Origin of the sequence: Streptococcus sp. HMSC34B10 (assembly GCF_001839505.1) — a bacterium.
In the GTDB taxonomy this organism is placed as follows: Bacteria; Bacillota; Bacilli; order Lactobacillales; family Streptococcaceae; genus Streptococcus; species Streptococcus peroris.
Genome location: NZ_KV841547.1, coordinates 1 through 5,067 on the forward strand (window position 1 = coordinate 1; position 5,067 = coordinate 5,067).

Consider the following 5,067-nt stretch of genomic DNA (forward strand, 5'->3'; position numbering starts at 1 on the left):
TGACTGTGATATACTAATATAGTTGTCGCTCAAGGTAGAATGAGAGGCAAAGACCTTTGAAAACTGAACAAGACGAACCAATGTGCAGGGCACTATAACGGAAGTTATAGTACTGAACAATGAAAAAAAACAATAAATCTGTCAGTGACAGAATGAGTTTAAGACAAACTATTATTTTAATGAGAGTTTGATCCTGGCTCAGGATGAACGCTGGCGGCGTGCCTAATACATGCAAGTAGAACGCTGAAGGAGGAGCTTGCTTCTCTGGATGAGTTGCGAACGGGTGAGTAACGCGTAGGTAACCTGCCTGGTAGCGGGGGATAACTATTGGAAACGATAGCTAATACCGCATAAGAGCAGTTGTTGCATGACAGCTGTTTAAAAGGTGCAATTGCACCACTACCAGATGGACCTGCGTTGTATTAGCTAGTTGGTGAGGTAACGGCTCACCAAGGCGACGATACATAGCCGACCTGAGAGGGTGATCGGCCACACTGGGACTGAGACACGGCCCAGACTCCTACGGGAGGCAGCAGTAGGGAATCTTCGGCAATGGGGGCAACCCTGACCGAGCAACGCCGCGTGAGTGAAGAAGGTTTTCGGATCGTAAAGCTCTGTTGTAAGAGAAGAACGAGTGTGAGAGTGGAAAGTTCACGCTGTGACGGTATCTTACCAGAAAGGGACGGCTAACTACGTGCCAGCAGCCGCGGTAATACGTAGGTCCCGAGCGTTATCCGGATTTATTGGGCGTAAAGCGAGCGCAGGCGGTTAGATAAGTCTGAAGTTAAAGGCTGTGGCTTAACCATAGTACGCTTTGGAAACTGTTTAACTTGAGTGCAAGAGGGGAGAGTGGAATTCCATGTGTAGCGGTGAAATGCGTAGATATATGGAGGAACACCGGTGGCGAAAGCGGCTCTCTGGCTTGTAACTGACGCTGAGGCTCGAAAGCGTGGGGAGCAAACAGGATTAGATACCCTGGTAGTCCACGCCGTAAACGATGAGTGCTAGGTGTTAGACCCTTTCCGGGGTTTAGTGCCGCAGCTAACGCATTAAGCACTCCGCCTGGGGAGTACGACCGCAAGGTTGAAACTCAAAGGAATTGACGGGGGCCCGCACAAGCGGTGGAGCATGTGGTTTAATTCGAAGCAACGCGAAGAACCTTACCAGGTCTTGACATCCCGATGCCATTTCTAGAGATAGGAAGTTACTTCGGTACATCGGTGACAGGTGGTGCATGGTTGTCGTCAGCTCGTGTCGTGAGATGTTGGGTTAAGTCCCGCAACGAGCGCAACCCCTATTGTTAGTTGCCATCATTCAGTTGGGCACTCTAGCGAGACTGCCGGTAATAAACCGGAGGAAGGTGGGGATGACGTCAAATCATCATGCCCCTTATGACCTGGGCTACACACGTGCTACAATGGCTGGTACAACGAGTCGCGAGTCGGTGACGGCAAGCTAATCTCTTAAAGCCAGTCTCAGTTCGGATTGTAGGCTGCAACTCGCCTACATGAAGTCGGAATCGCTAGTAATCGCGGATCAGCACGCCGCGGTGAATACGTTCCCGGGCCTTGTACACACCGCCCGTCACACCACGAGAGTTTGTAACACCCGAAGTCGGTGAGGTAACCATTTGGAGCCAGCCGCCTAAGGTGGGATAGATGATTGGGGTGAAGTCGTAACAAGGTAGCCGTATCGGAAGGTGCGGCTGGATCACCTCCTTTCTAAGGATAAGGAACCCTGTACGTTGGTCTTGTTTAGTCTTGAGAGGTCTTGTGGGGCCTTAGCTCAGCTGGGAGAGCGCCTGCTTTGCACGCAGGAGGTCAGCGGTTCGATCCCGCTAGGCTCCATTGGTGAGAGATCACCAAGTCATGCACATTGAAAATTGAATATCTATATCAAATAGTAACAAGAAAATAAACCGAAAACGCTGTAGTATTAATAAGAGTTTATGACTGAAAGGTCAAAAAAGTAAGGTTAAGTTAATAAGGGCGCACGGTGGATGCCTTGGCACTAGGAGCCGAAGAAGGACGTGACAAACGACGATATGCCTTGGGTAGCTGTAAGTAAGCGATGATCCAGGGATTTCCGAATGGGGGAACCCAGCAGGTACTACCTGTTACCCATATCTGTTAAGGATATGAGGAGGAAGACGCAGTGAACTGAAACATCTAAGTAGCTGCAGGAAGAGAAAGCAAAAGCGATTGCCTGAGTAGCGGCGAGCGAAACGGCAGGAGGGCAAACCGAAGAGTTTACTCTTCGGGGTTGTAGGACTGCAATGTGGATTCAAAGATTATAGAAGAATGATATGGGAAGATCAGCCAAAGAGAGTGAGAGCCTCGTATTTAAAATAGTCTTTGTACCTAGCAGTATCCTGAGTACGGCGAGACACGTGAAATCTCGTCGGAATCTGGGAGGACCATCTCCCAACCCTAAATACTCCCTAGTGACCGATAGTGAACCAGTACCGTGAGGGAAAGGTGAAAAGCACCCCGGGAGGGGAGTGAAATAGAACCTGAAACCGTGTGCCTACAACAAGTTCGAGCCCGTTCATGGGTGAGAGCGTGCCTTTTGTAGAATGAACCGGCGAGTTACGATATGATGCGAGGTTAAGTTGAAGAGACGGAGCCGTAGGGAAACCGAGTCTGAATAGGGCGGATTAGTATTATGTCGTAGACCCGAAACCATGTGACCTACCCATGAGCAGGTTGAAGGTGAGGTAAAACTCACTGGAGGACCGAACCAGGGCACGTTGAAAAGTGCTTGGATGACTTGTGGGTAGCGGAGAAATTCCAAACGAACTTGGAGATAGCTGGTTCTCTCCGAAATAGCTTTAGGGCTAGCGTCGACATCAAGATTCTTGGAGGTAGAGCACTGTTTGGGTGAGGGGTCCATCCCGGATTACCAATCTCAGATAAACTCCGAATGCCAAAGAATTATGGTCGGCAGTCAGACTGCGAGTGCTAAGATCCGTAGTCGAAAGGGAAACAGCCCAGACCACCAGCTAAGGTCCCAAAATAATTGTTAAGTGGAAAAGGATGTGGGGTTGCACAGACAACTAGGATGTTAGCTTAGAAGCAGCTATTCATTCAAAGAGTGCGTAATAGCTCACTAGTCGAGTGACCCTGCGCCGAAAATGTACCGGGGCTAAAACAATTTACCGAAGCTGTGGATACCTTTATAGGTATGGTAGGAGAGCGTTCTATGTGTGGAGAAGGTGTACCGTGAGGAGCGCTGGAACGCATAGAAGTGAGAATGCCGGTATGAGTAGCGAAAGACAGGTGAGAATCCTGTCCACCGTAAGACTAAGGTTTCCAGGGGAAGGCTCGTCCGCCCTGGGTTAGTCGGGACCTAAGGAGAGACCGAAAGGTGTATCCGATGGACAACAGGTTGATATTCCTGTACTAGAGTATGTAGTGATGGAGGGACGCAGTAGGCTAACTAAAGCAGACGACTGGAAGTGTCTGTCTAAGCAGTGAGGTGTGAATTGAGTCAAATGCTTAATTCTGTAACATTGAGCTGTGATGGGGAGCGAAGTTTAGTAGCGAAGTTAGTGATGTCACACTGCCAAGAAAAGCTTCTAGCGTTTAACATACTCTACCCGTACCGCAAACCGACACAGGTAGTCGAGGCGAGTAGCCTCAGGTGAGCGAGAGAACTCTCGTTAAGGAACTCGGCAAAATGACCCCGTAACTTCGGGAGAAGGGGTGCTGACTTTCAGTCAGCCGCAGTGAATAGGCCCAAGCAACTGTTTATCAAAAACACAGCTCTCTGCTAAATCGTAAGATGATGTATAGGGGGTGACGCCTGCCCGGTGCTGGAAGGTTAAGAGGAGTGCTTAGGAGTAATCCGAAGGTATGAATTGAAGCCCCAGTAAACGGCGGCCGTAACTATAACGGTCCTAAGGTAGCGAAATTCCTTGTCGGGTAAGTTCCGACCCGCACGAAAGGCGTAATGATTTGGGCACTGTCTCAACGAGAGACTCGGTGAAATTTTAGTACCTGTGAAGATGCAGGTTACCCGCGACAGGACGGAAAGACCCCATGGAGCTTTACTGCAGTTTGATATTGAGTGTCTGTACCACATGTACAGGATAGGTAGGAGTCTATGAGATCGGGACGCCAGTTTCGAAGGAGACGTTGTTGGGATACTACCCTTGTGTTATGGCCACTCTAACCCGGATAGGTGATCCCTATCGGAGACAGTGTCTGACGGGCAGTTTGACTGGGGCGGTCGCCTCCTAAAAGGTAACGGAGGCGCCCAAAGGTTCCCTCAGAATGGTTGGAAATCATTCGCAGAGTGTAAAGGTATAAGGGAGCTTGACTGCGAGAGCTACAACTCGAGCAGGGACGAAAGTCGGGCTTAGTGATCCGGTGGTTCCGCATGGAAGGGCCATCGCTCAACGGATAAAAGCTACCCTGGGGATAACAGGCTTATCTCCCCCAAGAGTTCACATCGACGGGGAGGTTTGGCACCTCGATGTCGGCTCGTCGCATCCTGGGGCTGTAGTCGGTCCCAAGGGTTGGGCTGTTCGCCCATTAAAGCGGCACGCGAGCTGGGTTCAGAACGTCGTGAGACAGTTCGGTCCCTATCCGTCGCGGGCGTAGGAAATTTGAGAGGATCTGCTCCTAGTACGAGAGGACCAGAGTGGACTTACCGCTGGTGTACCAGTTGTCTTGCCAAAGGCATCGCTGGGTAGCTATGTAGGGAAGGGATAAACGCTGAAAGCATCTAAGTGTGAAACCCACCTCAAGATGAGATTTCCCATGATTTTATATCAGTAAGAGCCCTGAGAGATGATCAGGTAGATAGGTTAGAAGTGGAAGTTGTGTGAGCAATGGAGCGGACTAATACTAATAGCTCGAGGACTTATCCAAAGTAACTGAGAATACGAAGCGAAGGTTTTCTTGGGATTTGAATAGATATTCAATTTTGAGTTTGTATGACTCAGAGTTAAGTGACGATAGCCTAGGAGATACACCTGTACCCATGCCGAACACAGCAGTTAAGCCCTAGAACGCCGGAAGTAGTTGGGGGTTGCCCCCTGTGAGATATGGAAGTCGCTTAGCT

The 5,067-nt window shown here is 49.7% G+C and carries 1 tRNA gene and 3 rRNA genes; all 4 read left to right on the plus strand.

Annotation, left to right across the window (positions count from 1 at the left end):
- Positions 1–175 precede the first annotated feature (175 nt).
- A 16S ribosomal RNA gene (locus HMPREF3237_RS01865) occupies positions 176–1,721 on the plus strand.
- 53 nt (positions 1,722–1,774) lie between these two features.
- Positions 1,775–1,847: transfer RNA gene (locus HMPREF3237_RS01870), tRNA-Ala, on the plus strand.
- A gap of 125 nt (positions 1,848–1,972) precedes the next feature.
- Positions 1,973–4,874 (plus strand): 23S ribosomal RNA (locus tag HMPREF3237_RS01875).
- A gap of 76 nt (positions 4,875–4,950) precedes the next feature.
- Positions 4,951–5,066: ribosomal RNA gene (rrf, locus tag HMPREF3237_RS01880) — 5S ribosomal RNA — on the plus strand.
- The 16S, 23S and 5S rRNA genes sit together here with 1 tRNA gene alongside, the layout of an rRNA operon.
- Position 5,067 lies beyond the last annotated feature (1 nt).